Origin of the sequence: Vibrio sp. VB16 (genome assembly GCF_015594925.2) — a bacterium.
In the GTDB taxonomy this organism is placed as follows: Bacteria; Pseudomonadota; Gammaproteobacteria; order Enterobacterales; family Vibrionaceae; genus Vibrio.
In genome coordinates, this window is record NZ_CP087590.1 from 3,526,322 (window position 1) to 3,548,428 (window position 22,107).

The 22,107-nt window shown below is 41.0% G+C and carries 22 protein-coding genes; 12 read left to right on the top strand and 10 right to left on the bottom strand.

The genetic code is table 11. From position 1 onward, the window contains the following. Positions 1-133: 133 nt before the first annotated feature. From IUZ65_RS16090 to IUZ65_RS16110, 5 genes are all read right to left on the bottom strand, one after another. Complete coding sequence (locus IUZ65_RS16090) at positions 134-1,147, bottom strand: acyltransferase (protein ID WP_195704661.1); 1,014 nt, start codon at positions 1,145-1,147, stop codon at positions 134-136. 145 nt (positions 1,148-1,292) lie between these two features. After that, on the bottom strand, positions 1,293-2,516 hold the full coding sequence (gene arsJ / locus IUZ65_RS16095; RefSeq protein ID WP_195704662.1) for an organoarsenical effux MFS transporter ArsJ: 1,224 nt from the start codon (positions 2,514-2,516) through the stop codon (positions 1,293-1,295). Positions 2,517-2,646: 130 nt separating this feature from the next. Beyond that, positions 2,647-3,141, bottom strand: coding sequence for a cyclin-dependent kinase inhibitor 3 family protein (locus IUZ65_RS16100; RefSeq protein WP_195704663.1), 495 nt, complete (start codon positions 3,139-3,141; stop codon positions 2,647-2,649). Positions 3,142-3,152: 11 nt separating this feature from the next. Then, positions 3,153-4,154, bottom strand: a complete 1,002-nt coding sequence (locus IUZ65_RS16105; RefSeq protein WP_195704664.1) for an ArsJ-associated glyceraldehyde-3-phosphate dehydrogenase — start codon at positions 4,152-4,154, stop codon at positions 3,153-3,155. Positions 4,155-4,190: 36 nt separating this feature from the next. Continuing rightward, positions 4,191-4,529 carry a metalloregulator ArsR/SmtB family transcription factor gene (locus IUZ65_RS16110; protein WP_195704665.1) on the bottom strand — a complete coding sequence of 113 codons (339 nt, stop codon included), beginning with the start codon at positions 4,527-4,529 and terminating at the stop codon, positions 4,191-4,193. 225 nt (positions 4,530-4,754) lie between these two features. Between IUZ65_RS16110 and IUZ65_RS16115 the strand changes: the two genes are divergently transcribed. From IUZ65_RS16115 to IUZ65_RS16130, 4 genes are all read left to right on the top strand, one after another. After that, entirely contained in the window at positions 4,755-5,726 is a 972-nt protein-coding gene (locus IUZ65_RS16115) for an alpha/beta fold hydrolase (RefSeq protein WP_195704666.1), read from the top strand. 106 nt (positions 5,727-5,832) lie between these two features. Next, positions 5,833-6,651, top strand: coding sequence for a Cof-type HAD-IIB family hydrolase (locus tag IUZ65_RS16120; protein ID WP_195704667.1), 819 nt, complete (start codon positions 5,833-5,835; stop codon positions 6,649-6,651). A 95-nt stretch (positions 6,652-6,746) separates the two neighbouring features. Continuing rightward, a complete protein-coding gene (locus tag IUZ65_RS16125; protein WP_195704668.1) occupies positions 6,747-7,775 on the top strand; it encodes a COG3650 family protein in 1,029 nt (342 codons plus the stop codon). A 1-nt stretch (position 7,776) separates the two neighbouring features. Continuing rightward, the gene (locus IUZ65_RS16130; protein ID WP_195704669.1) at positions 7,777-8,385 is read left to right on the top strand and encodes a tRNA-uridine aminocarboxypropyltransferase; all 609 of its coding nucleotides are present in this window, start codon (positions 7,777-7,779) and stop codon (positions 8,383-8,385) included. A 74-nt stretch (positions 8,386-8,459) separates the two neighbouring features. Here IUZ65_RS16130 and IUZ65_RS16135 read toward each other — a convergent pair whose 3' ends face one another. The 4 genes from IUZ65_RS16135 to hemC are packed head-to-tail and all read right to left on the bottom strand — an operon-like array spanning position 8,460 to position 12,604. Beyond that, positions 8,460-9,641, bottom strand: a complete 1,182-nt coding sequence (locus IUZ65_RS16135) for a heme biosynthesis protein HemY (RefSeq protein WP_195704670.1) — start codon at positions 9,639-9,641, stop codon at positions 8,460-8,462. After that, the gene (locus tag IUZ65_RS16140) at positions 9,638-10,915 is read right to left on the bottom strand and encodes a uroporphyrinogen-III C-methyltransferase (protein WP_195704671.1); all 1,278 of its coding nucleotides are present in this window, start codon (positions 10,913-10,915) and stop codon (positions 9,638-9,640) included. Before IUZ65_RS16140 ends, IUZ65_RS16135 begins: the two co-directional genes overlap by 4 nt. Continuing rightward, positions 10,905-11,663, bottom strand: a complete 759-nt coding sequence (locus IUZ65_RS16145; RefSeq protein WP_195704672.1) for a uroporphyrinogen-III synthase — start codon at positions 11,661-11,663, stop codon at positions 10,905-10,907. The genes IUZ65_RS16140 and IUZ65_RS16145 overlap by 11 nt, the downstream gene beginning before the upstream one ends. 2 nt (positions 11,664-11,665) lie before the next feature. Continuing rightward, positions 11,666-12,604, bottom strand: a complete 939-nt coding sequence (gene hemC / locus IUZ65_RS16150; protein ID WP_195704673.1) for a hydroxymethylbilane synthase — start codon at positions 12,602-12,604, stop codon at positions 11,666-11,668. A gap of 355 nt (positions 12,605-12,959) precedes the next feature. On the opposite strand from hemC, the gene IUZ65_RS16155 reads away from it, so the two are divergent. Further along, a complete protein-coding gene (locus tag IUZ65_RS16155) occupies positions 12,960-15,494 on the top strand; it encodes a class I adenylate cyclase (RefSeq protein WP_195704674.1) in 2,535 nt (844 codons plus the stop codon). 70 nt (positions 15,495-15,564) lie between these two features. Here the strand turns inward: IUZ65_RS16155 and cyaY are convergent, their stop codons facing one another. After that, positions 15,565-15,882, bottom strand: a complete 318-nt coding sequence (cyaY, locus tag IUZ65_RS16160) for an iron donor protein CyaY (RefSeq protein WP_195704675.1) — start codon at positions 15,880-15,882, stop codon at positions 15,565-15,567. 76 nt (positions 15,883-15,958) lie between these two features. Here cyaY and lptM point away from each other — a divergent pair, with 76 nt between their 5' ends. From lptM to IUZ65_RS16195, 7 genes are all read left to right on the top strand, one after another. Then, entirely contained in the window at positions 15,959-16,081 is a 123-nt protein-coding gene (lptM, locus tag IUZ65_RS23515) for an LPS translocon maturation chaperone LptM (RefSeq protein WP_443083719.1), read from the top strand. Between the two features lie 20 nt (positions 16,082-16,101). After that, positions 16,102-17,355, top strand: coding sequence for a diaminopimelate decarboxylase (gene lysA / locus IUZ65_RS16170; RefSeq protein WP_195704676.1), 1,254 nt, complete (start codon positions 16,102-16,104; stop codon positions 17,353-17,355). 9 nt (positions 17,356-17,364) lie between these two features. Continuing rightward, entirely contained in the window at positions 17,365-18,195 is an 831-nt protein-coding gene (gene dapF, locus IUZ65_RS16175; protein WP_195704677.1) for a diaminopimelate epimerase, read from the top strand. Between the two features lie 25 nt (positions 18,196-18,220). Beyond that, the gene (locus IUZ65_RS16180; protein ID WP_195704678.1) at positions 18,221-18,928 is read left to right on the top strand and encodes a DUF484 family protein; all 708 of its coding nucleotides are present in this window, start codon (positions 18,221-18,223) and stop codon (positions 18,926-18,928) included. Continuing rightward, positions 18,888-19,829 carry a tyrosine recombinase XerC gene (xerC, locus tag IUZ65_RS16185; RefSeq protein WP_443083720.1) on the top strand — a complete coding sequence of 314 codons (942 nt, stop codon included), beginning with the start codon at positions 18,888-18,890 and terminating at the stop codon, positions 19,827-19,829. Before IUZ65_RS16180 ends, xerC begins: the two co-directional genes overlap by 41 nt. After that, on the top strand, positions 19,829-20,545 hold the full coding sequence (yigB, locus tag IUZ65_RS16190; protein ID WP_195705145.1) for a 5-amino-6-(5-phospho-D-ribitylamino)uracil phosphatase YigB: 717 nt from the start codon (positions 19,829-19,831) through the stop codon (positions 20,543-20,545). Before xerC ends, yigB begins: the two co-directional genes overlap by 1 nt. A 183-nt stretch (positions 20,546-20,728) precedes the next feature. Further along, on the top strand, positions 20,729-21,703 hold the full coding sequence (locus IUZ65_RS16195; protein WP_195704679.1) for a sensor domain-containing diguanylate cyclase: 975 nt from the start codon (positions 20,729-20,731) through the stop codon (positions 21,701-21,703). Positions 21,704-22,107 lie beyond the last annotated feature (404 nt).

Sequence of the window (22,107 nt, forward strand, 5' to 3'; positions counted from 1 at the left end):
AATACATTACCATGCCCTATCTTAGATAAATAATGTGATCTCGACACGATAATTTACAATCACTTACATCAGAGAAAACACATTCGAGCTCAACAGCAGGCATCTCGACTATATAGTCGAGATGCCTATGCGATTAAGGTAGTAGCCACGACGTCCTATTACTTTTTGACAGTATCCAACTAACAAAGAGAGCGCCGCTACCGCTAAGTAATATCCACAACGGGATAACCCAAATTGGATGACCATTAGACCACTCAAACTCTTTCATTGGCCATAAAAATATGGGGTGCAGAATATATATCCCAAGAGAATTTTGACTAATAAACCCAACAACTTTTCTCGTACTTTGCCTTAATCCTTCACCAAATTGGCGACAAAGCATAAACACCATTGAGGCAGCAGCAACGGTATTGAGAGTCTTATAAGATAGCCACCTACCAAAGGTATATTTGTCTTGCGCAATGCTTTCTGTAGCAACCATCCAAACACTACTAAATAGCCCTATAGCACCGAGAATAACAAAAAACATCACCATCCCCTTTGTTAATGGCACCTTTTTGTAAAGAACATAACCAAGCAATAGATAACCGGAATACAACCATAATTGGTGGCTCCACGGACCATCGATTCGAAATAGAAACAAGGCTGTTGTGAGTATCCATATTGATAAGAAAGCAAAAATCGCTAGGTCATCCGTTTTTTGAACCAGAATCTGAAAAAAGGGAATGACAAAATAAAGAGGAATAAAGTAGTAAAAAAAACCAAGATGATAATACGTTTCTTTATGGAGAACATTTTTCAACGTGTCAAATGCCACACCAGAATCATAACCACCCTCAGACCACCCTGATAAATAAGCGTAAAATAAAGACCAGATAATAAATGGAATCAAAACTTTACCAAGGCGCCGACTGACATAATATTTCGCATTAAATGGCCGAGTGTCGTTCAACATCAACGCCCCAGTGATCATAATAAACACTGGAACAGCCCAACGACTAAAACCGTTCACCGTAATCGCAACAAACCATTCATTCATCGGAATGGTACCTAATTCATGTCGATAAGGTGCGAGAACGTGAATAGCAATAACCGCAATCGCGGCCATACAACGAAGTAGGTCGAAGAAAAAAACTCTTTTTTCCATTAGTTTTCCAGATTGTGGTCAAAAATAAAAGAATGAGTACTATGATAACTTGAGTATCATTTGATCATAGTACATAAGAATAGCTTAAGGGATAGTCAAGACGGTGTAAAAAACGCTCACAAATTTATGTGAGCGCCTAAATTACTTAGTTGGTCGCTATCGATTTTACCGATTTAGGTAGATAAATAGAGATAAGGGTTGTTATTGCTAAGAAAGAAAATGAGACCCATAAACATGCAGCCAAGCCCGCTAATTGGAAAACCCAACCAGATAGTATTGTTCCGATCAACCTTCCCATAGCGTTAGCCATATAATAAAACCCCACATCCAGTGAGACACCATCGCCTTTCGCATAACTAACAATTAAATAAGAATGCAGTGATGAGTTCACGGCAAAAACGGCACCAAATACCATCAAGCCAACAACAATGACGAGTTCTGGTTGCCAGTCCATTTGAACAGCATAGGCCACTAATCCCGTTATAATGGCAAGTAACGCAGCCCACATTATTGCAGCAGAGCCATCTGGCACCTTACCTTGCCCTTTTCCTGTAATTTTAGGAGCGATACTCTGAACAAACCCATAAGCAATCACCCAAAGCGCTAAAAATCCACCTACCCACAAATGATCCCAACCAAACGTTGACCCTAAATACACGGGTAACGCCACGACAAACCAAACATCACGAGCACCAAATAAGAACATACGCGCCGCAGAGAGGATATTGACACTTCGCGATTTAGAAAAAATTTCTTTAAATTTAGGCTTACTCTTTGCTTTCCCTATGTCACTTTCTAAAGCGAATAGGCTTCCCATAAGTACGAAAGAAAGCACACCAGCCATAAGCAATACCGAAGACTGAAATCCAATAAAAGACAACAAAAGTCCACCGATAAAGAAACCAGCACCTTTCAACGCATTTTTAGAACCCGTTAAAATTGCTACCCATTTGTAAAGCGCCCCTTGTTGGTCATCGGGGACCAGCGTCTTGATAGCGCTTTTCGCACTCATCTTATTTAGATCTTTAGCTATGCCTGAAACCGCTTGCGCCGCCATGACCCATGGAATAGTAAGCCATGCACTTGGTACCGCTAACATTACCAAGGCACCAACCTGCATTGCCAACCCCACATTCATTGTTCGGTTTAAACCTAAACGCGCCCCTAACCAGCCTCCAACTAAATTGGTTATTACGCCAAAGAACTCATAAAACAAAAAGAGGGATGCTATCGCAAGTGTGCTGTACCCAAGATCGTGAAAATAGAGCACCACCAACATACGAAGTGCGCCATCTGTAATGGTAAAGTTCCAATAATTGAACGTAACCAACATATATTGACGAACACTTTTGTTCAAATTTGAAAACATAAGTTAATTCACTGTTAATAAAGACATAAACCATCACTCAAGAAACCATGTTACATCTTAATTGAAGCAAGGAGAGCTTTAGGATCATGGCAAGCCAAAAGCTCTGTGCACGGGCTAATCAAAGTTTGAACTATTTACTAACTTGATTAATATACTCAATCTGAAGAGGTTTAGTAAAAGCGCCTGGACGTAGCGCTTGAACCTCCGATTTGATCCTATTCAGATCCCAATCAAGCTCTAGCAATATATGCGCGGCGAGTAGCCCTGTACGACCAGAGCCACCCATACAATGCAACACTACGTTACCGCCCCGCTTTAATACTTCATGCACCTGAGGACTAATTATCTCCCAGCGAACATCGAATTGCTCATCAGGCGCTTCATCGTCTCTAATTGGTTGATGGAACCAAGACATGCCTAATTGTTTCGCTAACCTTGGCAATTCTGCTACTCCCGCTTTTTCCATCTCATCAAATTCCAAAGCTGTCACTATCGCCTGTACACCAGAGGATTTTAATTCTTTAAGCGAAGTCTCTAGATCAACCCCTTTTGTTCCTGGGCAAGGCGTTAGAATAAGCGCGGCATCATTGTCCGCTACGTTAAGCTGCCAAATTGGATGTGTCATTTTAAAATACCTTATGCTAAGCCGACTTTACGAACTAACTCTGACGTTCGGGTTGCGTAACCCATTTCGTTGTCGTACCAGGCGTAAATCTTGACCATACGAGTTCCGACAACCATGGTAGACAGAGCATCAACAATCGTTGAGCGTGGATCACCTTTATAATCAATAGAAACCAACGGACGTTCTTCAAATCCAAGAATACCTTGTAAATCTCCCTCAGAGGCCTCTTTTAGTAGAGCGTTCACTTCCTCAGCTGTCGTATCGCGCTTCACATCAAAAATAATGTCGGTCAAAGACGCATTAGCCAGAGGAACACGAACGGCATGGCCATTAATTTTCCCTTCAAGTTCTGGGAAAATTTCAACTATCGCGGTTGCAGAACCCGTGGTGGTTGGGATCAAACTCATACCACACGCACGAGCACGGCGAAGGTCTTTGTGGGGAGCATCCAAAATGGTTTGTGTATTGGTTAAATTATGAATTGTAGTAAAGGAAGACTGTTCAATGCCAAGCTTCTCGTGAATGACTTTTACCACAGGTGCAATACAGTTTGTGGTGCACGACGCTGCAGTGACAATTTTATGTACTGCTGGATTAAATATATGTTCATTTACTCCTACAACAATATTGGCAACACCTTCTTCTTTTACTGGTGCTGACACGACAACGCGTTTAACGCCCTGAGCTAGATACTTGTTTAAGTGAGAAACTTTACGATGAACACCCGTCGCTTCAATGACCACATCACAACCCGACCAATCTACTTCATTAATATCTTGCTGCTGACTCGTAGCCACTCTTTTGCCATCAATCACCATTTCAGAAGCATCCACTCTCACTTCGTGATGCCAACGTCCCTGAATCGAGTCAAATTCTAACAGGTGCGCTAAAGTAGCCGTATCGCACGCAATATCATTAATATGTACAAACTCCATATCTGGCCAGTCATAGGCAGCGCGTAAGGCTAAGCGACCGATTCGACCAAAACCGTTAATTCCTACTTTAATCGTCATAAGTAATTTCCTTGTAAATAATCTTATATAGCCGTATCAGCATCTATTTGGACGGCTCTTCATCGCATTCAAACGTTCAATGTCAGTTTTGTATTGCTCTATTAAACAATTAGATTGTTTCAATCCTTCAATCACTTTCTCTAACCATCGAGGTAATTCAGCGGCAACACGGTAATACACCCAGTGTCCTTTCCGTTCATCCTGTAATATCCCAGACTGGCGCAATTGAGCTAAATGTCGGGATATCTTAGGCTGACTCTCCCCCAGTGCCTGAGTCAGTTCGCAGACACACAGCTCTCCTTCTCTTGCAATTAATAGCAAGCAACGAACTCTAGTCTCATCTGACAGCATTTTAAAAAACTGATTAGGCAACATAATTCAAACCAAACATATGGATATACGTATATATTATACAACCATAATTTCAGATCAATGATCAATGTGAATTGTCATCAAATCTTCATATGAAGAAATAGGCTTATTCACACGGCAGAAAAAATGGCATTCGCTATCTCAATTTAATATGGGCAACATGAGTGATATGCTTACTTCATTCATTCTTTATACCCGCACCTTAAGTGACAAAAAAATTAGGTAATTATGATCACGGCAAACCCAATCCAAGAATCAGACTATCCAGAAATCATGCACGGTAAAATCAATAATTTCTGGCAAAAAAGAGAGGAAGGCTTTGTACTAGGAAAAGGCCAAAAGAACCTGTATTGGATGTCCGTTACTTCGGCTAATCACACCAAAGCCATTGTGGTTGCAAATGGTCGAGTGGAATCAGCATGGAAATATCAAGAACTTCTTTATTACTTTTTCCAATTAGGTTATGACGTATACTCGTTTGATCATCGCGGGCAGGGTTTATCCGACCGACTAACCGAAGACCGGCAAATTGGGCATGTGGACTCCTTCTCCCATTATGTCGATGACATGGCCGAATTAGTTGATGGCTTTAAACTGGGGAAATATGACCAGAAATTTCTTATCGCACATTCCATGGGAGGCGCAATTTCTACCCGATATTTACAGTGCTACCCCAACCATGGTTTTGATCGCGTAGCACTCAGTGCCCCTATGTTTGGTGTTAATATGTCGCCGCTCTTGAAACCCATTGCACCATATTGGGCGTGCCTTGTTAGCCTTATTAGTACTAAACCTGATTATCTAACCAAAAATAGGGAATATCGAGCGAAACCATTTAAGCTCAACCCACTGACCTCCAGCAAAGTAAGATACAAGTGGTTTAGAGACCTTTACGAAGATATGCCTCAGCTCAAAATTGGAGGACCCAGCGCTCACTGGATTTGGCAAGCACTATCCGGAGCAGCAGCATGCATCAAAAATGCTAAAAAACTGGTTATCCCAATACTACTTATTCAAGCTGAGCAGGATGATATCGTCAGTAATCAAGCCCAATTAGAATTTATTGCATCGCTGAGCATAACTAACAAAGCTTCAAAATTAGAGATAAGTAAGGGCAGCAAACACGAAATTTTGTTTGAGAATGATAAAATAAGAGATGAAGCTCTATCGATGATCCATCGTTTTTTTGAACAAGATTGATAAACTGAAAATAGGGAAAAGAAGATTAACAATTTTACCCTCTTTTTCATCTGTGTTTTGCCCTAAACTACCTACTGCTAGAGTCAAATAATTAATAGAGAGTTGTATGAACCGACTAAACGATACACAGTTTCAAATTGTCGCCTCTGATCTAGATGGCACCCTTCTCGCTCCCGATCACCAATTAAGTGACTTCAGTAAAAAAACACTCCAGGAGCTGCATTCAAAAGGTTTTACCTTTGTTTTTGCGACAGGCCGCCACCATGTGGATGTCGCTCAGATTCGCGAGCAAGCAGGCATACCAGCCTTCATGATCACGTCAAATGGCGCTCGTGTACACAATCAAAATGATGAGTTAATGTACAGTAAAAATGTAGATGAAGAACTTGTTCAGCCCATTGCAGATATCATCAAAAAAGATCCAAGAATTCGCATACATGTCTATCAAAATGATCATTGGCTAACCAACAGAGAAGATGACGACATCAAGAAATTTCATAAAGATTCGGGGTTCCAGTACACGCTTCTAGATGCCGACAATATGCCCACGACAGGTATTGCCAAACTTTTCTTTGTCTACCCAGACCACGAATACTTAACCCAGTTTGAAGATAAACTGAATGCACAATTTAAAGGCCGGGTGAATGTTGCCTTTTCGACACCTACTTGTTTAGAAGTGATGGCGGATGGTGTATCTAAAGGGGCCGCATTAGAAGCGATTGCCCATTCGATAGGATCCACGCTTGAAAATTGTATCGCTTTTGGCGATGGAATGAATGATGTTGAAATGCTATCGATGGCAGGCAAAGGCCTTGTGATGGAAACTTCTCACGAAAAGGTAAAACAAGCACTGCCCAATAATGAGATTATCGGTTCCCATAAAGATCACGCCGTTGCCCAATATCTGAATGAGCACTTGTTTTAATTCAATGTCTTATATTTGATTAAAGGTAGCAATTTCGCTACCTTTTTTAGTAGTTATGACATAATGATTGAAACGTAGTTAGATGGATTTACTTTATGAAGTTATTACCTATTTCAATATTACTGGTATTAGTTTGTCTCACCCAGGCTTGCTCTTCCTCATCGGAAACATCCGTTCCTTCACAAAAGAATAAAAAGCAGATTTCTCTGAGCGAAGAGAGCGATACACCCAAAGCGCCTACGTTTATTATGAGAGGAATCCTCACCGTCGGTCATGAAACTCGTAGTTTCATTCCTTGCGGCAGTAATCAGCAATATTGGGTAGATATGGATACTGAATCATTTAATGAAACCATGGGGCTTAGCCGTGAAACATATCAGCCCATGTATGCAGAAATGATCGGTCACCTTGAAGGGACATCTGGCGAAGGATTCAATCATGACTTTTCGGCTCGGTTCGTCGTTTCAGGGATTAATTTCATCACAACAGAAAATACCAAACGTTGTGAGCAACCATTTCGCTCAACAAAAGCTTTTGGCAACGAGCCATACTGGTCAATGGAGTTTAGCGATGATAAAACACGTTACCAGCAATTTGGCGCTGATGAGAGAGGATTTTCACTCTCATCTACTCGTTTAACCCCGACAGAACGTAAGTATCATTTTGGACAGGGGCAACTTACTATTACGAAAGCAATATGTAATGACTCGATGAGCGACAGTATCTATGGCTGGAGCGCGACGTTTAATGACAAAGATGAAGAAAAGCAAGGTTGCGCAACCTTGGCGAACAAAGATGCCACATTAAAATGGGTCAATAGCTATATTGCAACAAGTACTAAATCAACAGGGTTCAGTATTGAACTAAAATTATCTTCTGATCATACGGCTACAACCACTTATTCTTACGCGGCTGGATTGCCAATCCAAGAATCGGGTTATTGGCAGCAATTGAATGATGAACAGGTTCAAGTGGTGATGACGCACCATCAAGGACAGCGGATAGTCGCTGAGCGCCTATTCACACTGCAAGGCAACCAGATAGAGGCTAAACACGAAAAAGTGAATGGTGATGTGTACCCTATCGCAAATGGTGGCTTAACACTTTATAGAGACAAGCCATAGAATGTCCCAAATAGAATCACAATTAAAACCGTGTTTAAAATGCGGTTTTAAGTTTAATTGCCTGTGCGAAGAGACTCCGTACCTTGAAAGTAAAGTTAACATTGCATTATTAATGCATCCCAACGAAATCAGGCGAGAAACAAATACAGGTAAATTGGTTTCAAAGAGCTTACCTGAAACGCTCAGGTTTACGTGGGATAGAGTCACACCACCACAAGAACTAATCCAACTTATCAACAGCAATAACTTTAGACCGATACTGCTATTTCCCAGTGAAGACAGCACTATACTTGACGATAGAATAATCAATAAAAATGAGAAACCACCTCTGTTTATCATTTTAGATTCAACATGGCAGGAGGCGAATAAGATGATACGAAAGAGCCCATGGTTACAAACCCTAACAATGATGAAGTTATCGGGTATGTTAAATTCAGATTACTCATTACGACGTAATCAAGATAGTGGTCACTTATGTACATGTGAAACAGCATGTGAATTATTGAGGCTATCTAATGAACCAATAAATGCCGATAGATTAATTGTTTTTTTTCACCACTATTTGGCGATATTTAAAGCAGACAGAAGCGGTCATAAGCAGATGACCTAATCGGCAATATCTGAATATAAAAAAACCAGCTTACGCTGGTTTTTTTATATTCAGATATTTCACGCTAATTGTCTTTATTTGGCACTAATCAACGTCAACGCCTGTCTCGAGACATCATTTGCCGCATGAGTAAGATCTTGTTTTTCGAGAACCGTCGCTAAGGCAGAGTAATCCGATACATCAGCTCTAATCGAAAGCGCTTTTTCTAGGTGTTGCTGCGCTTCAACCCACTTTTCATTCGTCATATACACTTTAGCTATTGCGCTATGGGCAACGGCATCTTCTGAGTTTTTCTTGATAAGCCCTTGCAACATCACAACTGCAGGATAATTATCGGCTAAATTCATGGTTGGTATTAACTGAATAAGAGCATCGTTATGCTGCTTTTTGAGTGACTCAACAACCAAGCTATAGGCTTCAGAATCCGCGTGTCGTTCTATTAATTGCATGGCTAAACATGCAACGATTTCTTCATCATGACGAGTCTTTCGAGGAAAGCTATTCCAAAGTGCAATCGCACCTTCAGAGCCTTTCGATCTAGCAACTTCTATGATCAAACCACATTGAGCTTGTTTAGAAAGCTTAGATTGTTCTTCAGAATCAATAAGCTTAGCCTTGGCTAACCTAGGTAAGATTTCTAATAAAAGCGCCCAATGTTCCAGATTAATATACGTAATCTTAAGTAGATTCAGTACCATCGAATTCGTAGCATGAGCACTTTGTAATGTGGACAAAGTAATAAATGATTGCTCAAAATCTCGTTCACGAACTTGTTGGCGAGCTTTGGTTAACTCAACCGCTAATGTAGAGTTATCTTGCTGCTTTGCTAACTGTAGATATTTATCCCGCTTGTTGTTATCACCCATCTCTTGAGCGGCTTCTGACGCGATTAAATAACACAGTAATGGCATATCATGGTGGTTCGCCCAACGAGTTACTTTTTTCTCCGCCGCTTGCCAATCGCCTTCTAGCAGCTTCACAATACCTTCGTTCGTATTTCTACGAGCTCGCTTAAGCTTACGAACACTAAACCAGTTCCATGTAGTACTGCTCATATTCAACGTTTTTTTGATCAGGTATTCCAAACCAAAAAGTGCCGCTAAAATACCAATAACAAAAATGACTAACGTCGTTACGCTCATTTCTATCGTTGTGTCAGCAATGGAAATCAGAACATAGCCTTGTTGCCCAGCAAACTGAGTACCCACAAAAAGCCCTATTCCAAGTGTCGCAAAGAGGAAAATCATTCGAATCATTGTTTATCCTCCATGGTCATACTGGTAACTTGACGACGAAGACGATCATTAATGACATCTTGAAGTGCTTTTTGTGACACCAGTTTAACGGGGTATTTAACCTCGATATTTTGTCCAGAAAGCTGCTGAATAGACTTATTAAACTGCACTACTGCAGGATCATCGAGTTTAAAAAACTGCATCGTCCATTCATCTGCAGTCTTCAATGAACTTTGGTAGATCGCTTGGTTTTCATTATAGACAGCACGAATTGCTGTCTCAATTTTACCTTTCACATTTTCTTTCAAATAATAATGCTGTTTCGGTGCGAGAAGCGGGATTACATTGCCTTCACGGGTACGGAAAGTTATAAACTGTTCAGAAAAATCCGTCAATGACGTCAATAGATTGTCTTGCCAGTCATAAATATCCGTTGATACCTTCTTGTGTTCTACAACAGGCGTCTCAGGTAAAATCGCGTTCGCTAACGGTAAAGTATCAATTTGTTGTTGCAGACTAATTAGCCTTAATACCAATCCATCTTTATCAATTAATGGGACCGATTTAAGCGTGGTAATATCTTTTGCCATTTCTTTACGTAATGGCATTAAACTCGGATCATTGAGCAGAGATATTCGTTGATCGGCACTCTCCATCAATTGAGTCGCACTCACCACGTCTTTTTCTAAAAATAGCTTTCTTCCAGCTAGTTTTACTAAGTAGTCAGATTCAGCTAGAAGCCAATCGTTTGGTCGTCTACCCGCTACATCGGCTAGAGCAACTTGTAGACTTTTGATACTCTCGTGTTGCTGAGTAATCGCCGTGTCTGCTTTATTATATGCTTCATCTGCTTTTGCCGCGGCTAACGCTTCTGTTGAGGAAAGTCGTTGATCTAGCTGATTACTCATACTATTTATTTGCGCTTCTAGTTGAGCAAGTTGGGATTGATGTTGGACATTCTGCTGATTAAATACAAAAGCAGCGCCACCAGCAAATAAAAGAGAAATAACAATGGCCAAAGTGCCAAGTTTAACGCCTCGTTTGCCCTGTTTTTCTTCAAATTGAACCGGATCGATTGGAGAGTTTCCTTGGTCACTTTTTACAGACTGACCATCAGAGGTAGCTTTTGAAGAAGTAGAATCGGCACCACTCTCTGCTTTCTTACCCTCGACCAAGGTTTCAGAAGAGGTTTCCAACTTCTTTTTTACTTTTACAGACGTGTCTTTCAACGCCGTATCATTTGATTGAAGTTCGTTGATTTCAGGTTCTGTTTGCCCGTTTTTTTTATTTGTCATGTACTTGTCCTGTTGTGCATTGCTGTTGAATAACAGCGACTAAATCGGGGTTGGATGCACTACCCGAAACCGCTACTTCATGAAATCCAAGCCTTCGAGCTAACGTTGCAATTCTATTGCTTGGCACGATAAGCTTTTGCTCAAAAAGCCAGTTATGCTCATTATTAGGGATCATGTTGAAGAAATAGTCCAACTGTTCTCCACTCGTCAATACTATATGGTCAACGTTATTTTTTTTCCAATTCTTAACACTAGAGTTTCCGTCAAATGAAAGCGTTTGACGTTGGTATACTTCACAATACTCAACTCTAGCGCCTCTTTTAAGTAATTCATCCCGGATGAGCTCCCGTCCTCCATTGCCTCTCAATATTGTCACTTTGGTATTGATAAGCTTTGATAGTAGAGGAAGTCTCAATAAATGTTCACTATCACTCACTTGCGGATAGTGTACTTTCTGAGCGGTAACTTCGCTGAGTTTATCCGCTGTTTTTTGACCGATGGCAAAATATCGAATGGAATCGGGCCAAGATTGCATTTCAGATTGCAACACTCTGCCGGCCCATTCAACTGCTGCTTTACTTACCGCAATAACCAAATCAGAATTTTTTAATGTCTTGTGGAGGCGACAACTGTCCTTGCCCTCGGAGAACTGTATCAAAGGCTGATAAATAACTTGGATACCACAAGAAGAAAGCGCATCACAAAGCGCTTCTCCGTCTGGGCTAGGCCTAGTTATTAATACGACCATACTTACTCGTGGTCGCTATATAGCTTTTCTAAAATCTCTTTTGCTCCGTCAGCAAGAAGCTGATTGGCAAGCTCGACACCTAAGATTTCTCCATCTTTACGATTTCCGCGGATCTCTCCTCGAACCATTTTGCTACCATCGGGTTCTCCAACTAAAGCGCGTAACCAGATTTTATCACCGTCTAAAAGAGAGTAACTACCAATAGGTACCTGACAACCACCCTCCAAAGTTAGATTCATCGCGCGTTCACAACGCACTCTATCTGCTGTGTCGGCGTGATTTAATGGTTCCAAAAGCTTCAATATGCGCTCATCATCAACTCGGCATTCAATCCCTACAGCACCTTGACCAACCGCTGGTAAGGATTGCTCTGGTTCGATATAGCTTCTAATTCGTTCCTTTAACTCAAGGCGCTTTAACCCGGCAGCAGCAAGAATAATTGCATCGTAATCGCCGGCATCAAGTTTACCTAACCGAGTACCGACGTTGCCGCGTAATTCTTTGATAACAAGATCTGGGCGAGCTTCCAAAAGCTGACATTGACGACGCAAGCTACAGGTGCCGACAATCGAACCCAGCGGCAACTCATCAATAGACCCATAAGTATTTGAGACGAACGCATCTCTCGGGTCTTCTCTCTTACAAATAGTGACAAGACCTAACCCCTCAGGGAAGCCTACTGGTACATCTTTCATTGAGTGGACAGCAAGATCGGCGCGTCCTTCTAACATAGCAACTTCTAACTCTTTAACAAAAAGGCCTTTTCCACCAATTTTTGCCAATGGAGAATCAAGAATGATATCCCCCTTAGTCACCATGGTAACCAACTCGACTTCTAGGCCAGGGTGAGCGGCTTGCAAGGCATCTCTAACAAAATATGCTTGCCATAAAGCAAGAGGGCTCTTACGAGTAGCGATTCTTACCGGAGTGTTATCTGTCATGGAAATTCCGAATATTTACTTTTTAATTGACTACAATTTTATTATCCTACCATCCAATCTAAGTCACATATATCGATTGTTATAAGGTCTGATAAATTGTGCTTGTTTCTTGCTTAAATGACAAAAAATATGTGATGTTTATCTCAATAAAAGTTACACTTATATTAGTGCTCTCTATATTACGACACTCTCGATTGAGGGTTGAAATGAATGGCGGGTAAACAGCTTAGAAATAACCATATTAATTGTAATTTCTTTACCTCGCTCGCTAAAAGTGTTAAATTGATCACGTTTTGTAACGTACATAGAATAAAAACTAAACAGAACTAGAATTTATCAGACCAAGGAATACACCTTGCAGGCTTATATCCAAACAATAATCAGTAGAATTGACTCTCTGAATCAGCAGCGCATCGAGCGCGCGTTGGCGATTATGGATCAAAAAGGCAAGCAAGTTTTCAATCTTATTCCTACCCTTCTTCATTACAACCATCCCGCAGTTCCTGGCTATTATGACAAACCCGTCCCATATGGAGTCCATTCTTTAGAAGAAAACGATATTCAGACACAGTTTATCGCTCAAATTTCAGCTACCCAATCAGAACCTATAGAACCTGATAGCGAGGCTCATATTTTAGGGCTATACACCATGGGCAGTACCTCTTCTATCGGTCAAAGTACATCCAGTGATCTCGATATATGGGTTTGTGTGTCACCAGAGATGGGGGATGATGAACGCTCTCATCTTGGTAATAAATGCTTACTGATTACTGAGTGGGCTAAAGGCTACGGTATCGAGGCCAACTTTTTCTTAATGGATGAAGAGCGCTTCAGAAGCAACCACTCCGAAGAGATGACTGGTGATAACTGCGGTTCCTCTCAACACTTACTATTACTTGATGAATTCTATCGTTCTGCTGTTCGGTTAGCTGGTCAGCGCCTTTTGTGGCAAATCGTACCTCCAGAGATGGAGGAATGTTATCAAGAGTACGTTGACCAACTGTGTAAGACAGGACATATCAATTGCTACGATTGGATCGACTTTGGCGAGCTAAATCGAATTCCTGCGGAAGAATATTTTGGTTCGAACTTATGGCAGTTATATAAAAGTATCGACTCCCCTTACAAATCAGTATTAAAGGCCATCCTTTTAGAAGCCTATTCTTGGGAATACCCGAATACTCAACTTTTGAGTGTCGATAGCAAACGTCGATTTTTTGCCTATGAACCTGACCTATATAGCATGGATTCGTATTATCTCATGCTCGATAAAGTCACTACCTACCTAGAACGTATTCAAGATTACACCCGTCTAGACTTAGTTCGTCGTTGTTTCTACCTTAAAACCCATGAAAAACTTTCTCGTACCCCAGGTGCTGGCTCTGTAGAGTGGCGTCGTAAAATACTGGGCAAAATGACTAAGAGTTGGAATTGGGATCATAACGTCATTGCTGAATTAGATGACCGTCGCAACTGGAAAGTAGAACAGGTAAAAGTTGTCCATGATGGGTTACTTGATGCTCTAATGTTGAGTTATCGTAACCTAATACAGTTTGCTAGGCGCAACGATATAACGTCAGCTATCAGTCCTCAGGACATTAGCATATTAGCAAGAAAGCTCTACGCCGCCTTTGAAGTACTTCCCGGAAAAGTAACGTTACTCAATCCGCAAATTTCACCGGACCTTCATGAACCCGACCTAAGTTTTATTCAGGTACAAAAAGGACGTACAAATCCGTCTGGATGGTATCTCTATAAGCAGCCTCTTATCGCAAATAAACTGATTGGTTCCAAAAGTCTTGAGCACAATGAATACTTAAGTAAATTGGTAGCATGGTCATTTTTTAATGGGTTAATTACCGAATCTACTCGATTAAATTCGGTAGTGAAAGATGCACAACTTGATATAGACAAGTTCTATCAAATGGTCAGTGATTTACGAAATACTTTTTCTCTACGTAAACGCCGGCCTTCAATGCAGGCTTTGGGCAGTCCGTGTGAAATCAGCCAAATGGCAATGTTCATCAACTTCGAGAATGATCCGAGCGCTCAACATATTCCGCGTTCACTTAAAGTTGATGTGAAGAACGTAGATATATTTAGTTTTGGTGAAGAAGCCATAAGCTTAGTTGGCAGCGTTGACTTGGTATATCGTAACTCTTGGCATGAAGTTAGAACCATGCACTTTACCGGTGATGCCGCAATATTAGATGCATTAAAAACCATCCTGGGCAAAATGCACCAAGATGCCGTTCCACCAGAGTCGGTTGATGTTTTCTGCTACAGTAAAAACTTAAGAGGCGTCATTCGTAATACTGTTTACCAATTACTTGCCGAATGCATTGATATGCGTTTGAAGCCAGTAGAAGAACAAACGAATCGAAAATTCAAAGCGATTAAAGTCGCAAATCAAATGTTTGGTCTATTCTTCGAAAGAAGAGGGGTATCAGTTCAGAAATTAGAAAACTCGGTAGATTTTTATCGCAGCATATCAACCAATAAATTAAATGGCTCACCGTTATCAATGCTTGATAAAGAGCGAGACTATCATTTACCACCTGTCGTCGATAGTTTTGCGAGTGAAGGCTTGGTTCAGTTCTTTTTCGAAGATACCGCTGATGGTTTCAACATCTATGTTTTAGATGAAGAAAACTCTTTAGAGGTTTACCACCAGTTTAACGGCAGTAAAGATGACATGATAAATAACGTTAATCGATTCTATACCTCTAGCCATGGTACTGAAAGCGAAGACCTCTGTTTGATTAACTTCAATCTTCCACAGTATTACCAAATTATTCATCCTAAAGATGACACTAGCAATAGCTACGTTGCACCGTACCGCAATGATAATTGCGTTCAATCAAAACCTTCTAAGGCAGTTAATGCCTAGGATTTGTTAATACTCGTCACCCACTCCCATTTAATAGGGAATGAATGATTCGCATTATTAGAAAACGTCTTTATTCATCCCAGTCAATATCTTCACCTGCTTGCTTGCCACATTCATTTTTCACAAATGAGAAAAACTCAGAACCTGTTTTTGAACAGATCCATTTGTCATCTATGTACGAAAAATGAAATCCGCCAGATTTTGATGCCAACCAGATCTCTTTCATTGGTTCTTGTTTATTAATAACTATTTGACTTCTATCACTAAATTCTAAATTCATTACATTTCCAATGATTTCAAAATCAACATCCGCACCAGAATCATCAATCATCTCTTCCAGTTGATTAAACACTTCATCTACGATTTGATGATATTCAGTATCATTCATCCTGCTCTATCCTATTGCTTTTCTTATTAGTAGTGCGATTATAGAGGGCATTGAATCAATAATCACGAATTGCACCATGAAAAAAATTATCGCGGGACTCTGCTTGTTATCAACATTAAGTTTAGCTGGTTGTGGAAATACAGGATCACTCTATATGCCAGAAGATGCGCCACAAGAAAGTGAACAAACGCAATCGTAATTTGTTAAGGAAAGAATACATTGGATTATTTTAATTATCAGGATGATGGCCAACTATGGGCTGAAGAAGTTTCACTACAAGCTTTAGAGCAACAGTTTGGCACCCCATTATACATTTATTCCCGAGCGACGTTAGAAAGGCACTGGAATGCGTTTGATAAATCTGTAGGCGAACATCCTCACCTTGTCTGCTACGCAGTTAAGGCAAATGGTAATCTAGGTGTGCTAAACGCATTGGCACGCTTGGGATCTGGCTTTGATATTGTTTCTGGTGGTGAACTAGAACGCGTATTAACTGCAGGTGGCGATCCTGCTAAAATCGTCTTTTCTGGCGTTGGTAAAACGGTTGAAGAGATGAAAAGAGCGCTTGAGTTAAATATCAAGTGCTTCAATGTAGAATCTGAACCTGAGTTGGAAAGGCTCAACACTGTTGCCGCTGAAATGGGCGTGATTGCACCGATTTCTCTTAGAATTAATCCAGATGTAGACGCGAAAACGCATCCTTACATTTCTACTGGTCTACGAGATAACAAATTTGGTATTGCATTTGATCGCGCATCAGAAGTGTATCGATTCGCAGATAGTCTACCAAATCTCAATGTACAAGGCATAGATTGCCACATTGGATCTCAACTCACGGATATAGAGCCATTCATTGATGCGACAGACCGACTACTGGCACTGATCGATCAACTGATTGCCGATAATATTCATATCGAACATTTGGACGTTGGTGGTGGTCTTGGGGTGGTATACAAAGATGAGTTACCCCCACAACCATCTGATTATGCAAAAGCGTTATTAGCTCGCCTGACTAACCATCCAGATATTGAATTAATTTTTGAACCGGGACGTGCAATTGCCGCGAACGCAGGTATTCTCCTGACAAAGGTCGAATACTTAAAGCACACCGAATTCAAAAACTTTGCAGTAGTTGATGCAGCTATGAACGACTTAATGCGCCCTGCACTATACTCTGCATGGCAAGATATAGTGCCTGTTTCACCGAGGAAAGGGGAAGCAATAGCATACGATATAGTTGGCCCTATTTGCGAAACTGGCGATTTTTTAGGTAAAGACCGAGACCTATTAATACAACAGGGCGACCTGTTGGCGATAAGATCTGCAGGTGCATACGGCTTCTCAATGTCTTCAAACTATAACGCTCGTCGACGAGCTGCTGAAGTAATGGTCGACGGGGATAAAGTACATCTCGTTCGTAAACGTGAAGAGTATATTGACCTTTGGCGTGATGAACACATTTTACCGGAGTAACTAGAAAATATGCATTTCCATTTCTCTAAAATGCACGGTCTGGGCAACGACTTTATGGTCGTAGATTGCATTACGCAGAATATTTTCTTTTCCCCAGATCTCATCCGTCGTTTGGCGAATCGAAACACCGGTGTTGGCTTCGACCAATTACTCGTCGTTGAAGCGCCTTATGATCCTGAATCCGATTTTCACTACCGCATTTTTAATGCTGACGGTAGTGAAGTAGAACAGTGTGGTAACGGAGCACGATGCTTTGCACGATTTGTTCGAATGAAAGGCCTAACCAACAAATTCAATATTAACGTGAGCACCAAAAAAGGGAAAATGGTGTTGAATATTGAAGAGGATGACTTTGTTACCGTGAATATGGGCGAACCCATATTTGAACCTAACAAAATTCCATTCAAAGCTAAACAAGCTGAGAAAACCTACATAATTCGTGTCAACGAACAGACTCTATTTTGTGGTGCGGTGAGCATGGGTAATCCTCATGTCGTGACACCAGTTGATGATATTCAGACCATTGATATTGAAACACTCGGTCCTCTACTTGAATCATATGAACGCTTTCCTGAGAGAGTGAATGCTGGCTTTATGCAAATTATAGATAGAGGTGAGATAAACCTTAGAGTCTATGAAAGAGGCGCTGGAGAGACCTTAGCTTGTGGTAGCGGAGCTTGTGCAGCGGTGGCTGTCGGTATATATCAAGAATCCTTAGACGAAGAAGTAAAGGTCCATCTTCCCGGCGGAGATCTTGTCATTAAGTGGAAAGGACCGGGACACCCTCTTTATATGACCGGGCCTGCTACTCATGTATTTGATGGTCAATTGACGTGCTAATTAGCAATATGACAGAGGAAAAAATTTGTCTTTAAGCAAAGCAGATCCAATGACCGCTGAGGTTATTGCTCAATATTTACGTGACCATCCTGACTTTTTCAGGGAAAGACAAGAGCTCACAGAGCTTATGTCACTTCCTGTACGTCAGGAAGGCACTGTCTCTTTGGTTGAAATAAAGCTAAGAAGGCAGAGAGAGAAAATCGCTGACCTCGAGGAAGAGATCACTGAATTAATGTCAATGGCAGCGAACAACGGCCAGCATTTTCATCAATTTATGAGCCTTCAGGAAACCATTCTCAAGTGCCATACTTTGTCTCAGGTTGTTGATGCCATTAATCAGTTTTCAAAAGAGCTCTCTCTCACGGCTTATTTAAAATTGTTACATTGCGACAACCTCAAACATCATATTAATATGGAGAACTGGCAACGATTTGCGACCAATCATTTCAATGGTAAGTCGGCTTACCTTGGTAGATTAAAAAAAGCAGACCGTGATCTATTGTTTAACCATGATCGCTGCCCTGAACTAGGTTCATTTGCCATATTACCTTTAGAAAAATCAAAGCCTCTTGGTGTCATCGCCTTTTCTAGTAATGACGGTGGTCACTTCCAACCGAGTATGGATACCCTATTTTTGCGTCACCTTGCAACGGTCGTTTCTCATTTGGTTTCGACTCTTGAATGGGAAAATAATGGGCCAACCAACAATGTCCTTAACCACACATCTGCCTGAACAACTTATAGAGCCTCTTGAACGCTTCTATCAATATTTAAGAAGCGAGAAAGGGCTCAGTTTGCATACCCAAAACAATTACAAAAAACAGCTACAAATTATCGCCGAACAACTATTTGATCTCGGCTTGCAGGACTGGCAACAGGTTGATGCTGCTTGGGTTCGTCAAGTTGCCAGTAAAGGTATGCGCCAAGGAATGAAGTCGAGTAGCCTTGCTACACGGCTCTCCTCTCTAAGGAGTTTTTTCGATTTCTTAGTTTTACGAGGTGAGCTAAACGCCAATCCAGCCAAAGGTGTTGCTGCACCAAAACGCCAAAAAACGTTACCAAAAAACCTCGATGTAGACCAAGTTGACCTGTTGTTAGCCGTAGATGAAACCGACCCATTATCCGTTCGTGATAGAGCGATGATGGAACTGATGTATGGAACAGGTATTCGCCTTGCTGAATTAATTAACCTAGATATAAGAGACATCAGCAACGGCAACGGAGAGATTAGAGTCATCGGCAAAGGCGACAAAGAGCGTAAAGTACCGTTTTCGGGATATGCTAAGCAATGGGTAAATATGTGGCTCACACTTCGCCCAATGTTATTAAAGCAAGACGAATCAGCGTTATTTATTTCGAAATTAGGTGCCCGCATCTCATCTAGAAACGTTCAAAAACGAATGGCTCAATGGGGATTAAAACAAGGTGTCTCCAGTCATATTAGTCCACATAAACTACGTCACTCATTTGCCACTCATATACTAGAATCCAGTGGTAATCTGCGCGCAGTTCAGGAATTACTTGGACATGAAAACATTTCTACGACTCAGGTTTACACTCACTTAAATTTTCAACACCTAGCTCAAGAGTATGATAAAGCGCACCCTAGAGCTTTCAAGAAAAAAGAGAAATGATGCAGGTATACCGACGTTTAAGTTCAATAAAGGCACTTAGTTTTGATCTCGATGATACGTTATATGACAATCATCCGGTGATACGCAGAGTAGAAAATGAAATGGCACTCTGGCTCCATCAACACCATCCAATCTCAAGTCAATTATCGTCACAACAATGGAAGGAATTGAAGTTTCAATTAGCCGAGACGCATCCAGAGCTTAAGCATGACGTAACTATTTGGCGGAAAACACAGATCGAGCAGGGTTTAAAGCAATTGGGTTACGATAACCTAAAAGCAAAAGAAGCGTCCGAAGATGGGATAAAACACGCTTTATGGCTGCGTAACCAGGTCGATGTCCCATTAGAATCACATCAAACGCTGCAAGCATTAAAAGAAAAGTTTCCGTTGATAGCTATCACCAATGGTAATGTAGATGTGCATGAGATAGGCCTTGGTCAATATTTCGATTTGGTATTAAAAGCTGGACCCGATGGACGTTCAAAGCCTCATCAAGATATGTTTTTGGCAGCAAGTCATCACTTAAGGCTTCCCCAAGAACAAATCTTACATGTTGGTGACCACCTTATTTCAGATGTCAGTGGGGCTAAAAAATGCGGCTTTTCAACATGTTGGATTAACACGTCAATAAGTCCGATTACGGAACATCGTCAAGCAAGAGTTCTTCCAGATATAGAAATTGAGAATGTAAGTGAACTGCTATATTTAGTATAGCCGTTCTGTCGGCCTTAAGGCCTAAATGCGTTAATCCAATTTCTACAATCCTGCACCGTAAATACACTTACTTTGTTGTTCTATTGCTTCAATCAAAGAATTTGAACAAAAAGAACGGTTTCTTATTACTTTGATAGTTTTTATAGCTAGTATAAATAGAGAATCACATAAAGAGTCTGAATAATGGAAAAAACAGAACCGCACTATCTAGAGAAAGAACTGCAAAACACACTAGCGAAAGATCCAGCTATATTCCAGTTCTTGCAAACCAGTTGCCTTGATGGTGTATTTTTCTGGGATTTAGAAAACCAAGAACACAAATGGATGAGCGACAACTTCTGGAAGGTGTTGGGGTATGACCCTGCCAGTAAACAACACTTACTCTCGGATTGGCGCGAAGTCATCAATCAAGAAGACATGAAGCAAGCATTAGACAATTTTAAGCTTCATTGTGAAAACCCAGCTCACCCGCATAATCAAATTGTTAGATACAAACACAAAGATGGTTCAACTGTATGGGTTAGATGTCGAGGATTTGCTTTAAGAGATAAAAATGGCAAAGCAATACGTATTCTTGGTACCCACACCGATGTCACACAGTTAAAAGAAACAGAAGAGACTTTAAAACGCAAAAATGAAGAGCTTAAAAACCTCGCAAGGCATGACCCTCATACTTCTCTCTACAACCACTTTGCCTTCGCAGAGATCTTTGAACAACAACTTTTAATCGCCGCTAGAGAACATATGCCGATATCTTTAGCGATGGTCGACGTAGACAACTTTAAAGTCATTAACGATGCTCTTGGTCACCTTGAAGGAGATAATATTCTACTGGAGGTAGCCAACACATTGCGAAAAGTAGCTCGGGACAGTGACATAATTGGTCGATTTGGAGGTGATGAGTTTGTCGTGCTCATGTTCAATTCCAATCATAGAGAAGCACAGCTCGCTGCTGAACGATTACGGATGGGTGTTGAGGAATGTGTAATGACCAACTCTAGCCCTGTGACCATAAGCGTCGGTGTTGCTACATTTGGTGAAAAAAGCATCGCTGGAATCGATCTTACTCCTTCAGAGATCTACGAAAAAATGTTGGGTACCGCCGACAAAGCGCTATTCCGAGCGAAAGATAACGGTAGAAACCAAATCTGTTATTAATGTACTAAGCCTCAATGTACATAAGCCAACACTTACCTCAAGACATAGTAGCGACTTTAGCGCTAGTTATTACCGCTACTACCCTTCATTCCTATAGGAAGAAACTTCCTTCAACCCCGATGATATCTGTCCTTCAGAAACCTCTATTCAGACACTTTGAACGCTTATTAAGTAATATAAAGGAAATGCCTCATAAGTAGTTCCAAGGCATTGTAGGAGTCGGCATAGGAGCCTCCACCATTCTATACCATCGCCAACACGGCTGTGCCGCAGAAAATATTCACGACATAGCAATCACAACGTACTAAATTGAAGGTTTTAGATTAGTACTGCGGAATAGCGAGGAAGAACACAACTACACGAGTGGTTAGAAAATACATCACAGAAGTTCATTATTGAGGGAT